The 780-nt window shown below is 44.5% G+C and carries 1 protein-coding gene; it reads right to left on the minus strand.

Annotated elements, in window-relative coordinates; all coding sequences use genetic code 11:
- The coding region (gene recA / locus MD535_RS25735; protein ID WP_265678126.1) for a recombinase RecA at positions 1 to 702 on the minus strand (702 nt) is incomplete at its 3' end.
- Positions 703 to 780 lie beyond the last annotated feature (78 nt).

Here is a 780-nt window from a genome sequence, read left to right on the forward strand (position 1 = left end):
TACAGAGGCATAAAACTTGAGGGCGTTACCGCCTGTCGTCGTTTCAGGATTGCCATAACCGCCTATTTTCATGCGAATTTGGTTGATAAAAATACACATGCAATTGGATTGTTTCAGGTTGCCAGTGAGTTTACGCATAGCCTGGGATAGCATACGAGCTTGCAATCCCATGTGGCTATCGCCCATTTCCCCTTCAAGTTCGGCTTTAGGGGTGAGCGCAGCGACGGAATCCACGACCATCACATCGACTGAGCCTGAGCGTGCCAGAGCATCGCAAATTTCTAGTGCTTGTTCTCCAGTATCAGGTTGGGAAACCAATAAGTTGGCAATATCAACCCCAAGCTTTTCAGCGTAAATAGGATCGAGAGCGTGCTCAGCATCGATGAACGCACACGTTTTGCCTTGTTTTTGAGCCGCAGCGATAAGCTCTAATGTTAAGGTCGTTTTTCCTGAGGACTCTGGACCATAGACTTCCACCATTCTCCCCATAGGAAGCCCACCTGCCCCTAAAGCAATATCAAGAGATAGAGATCCTGTAGAAATGGTCTCTACATCCATGGTTCTGTTATCCCCCAGACACATGATAGCGCCTTTACCAAATTGTTTTTCAATCATGGCTAAGCATGTAGTCAGGGCTTTACTTCTATCTTCTGGAGTCTTGGGTAAGGTATTGGTTTTAGCGGTAGTCTTTGAACTTTTCATCGTTGTTACCCTAATAATGGAGATGATAAACAGTTAATCATAAATAATACTGTTTGTACATACAGTATTATTGTGTTG

It is taken from the genome of Vibrio qingdaonensis (assembly GCF_026191675.1).
Lineage (GTDB): Bacteria > Pseudomonadota > Gammaproteobacteria > Enterobacterales > Vibrionaceae > Vibrio > Vibrio qingdaonensis.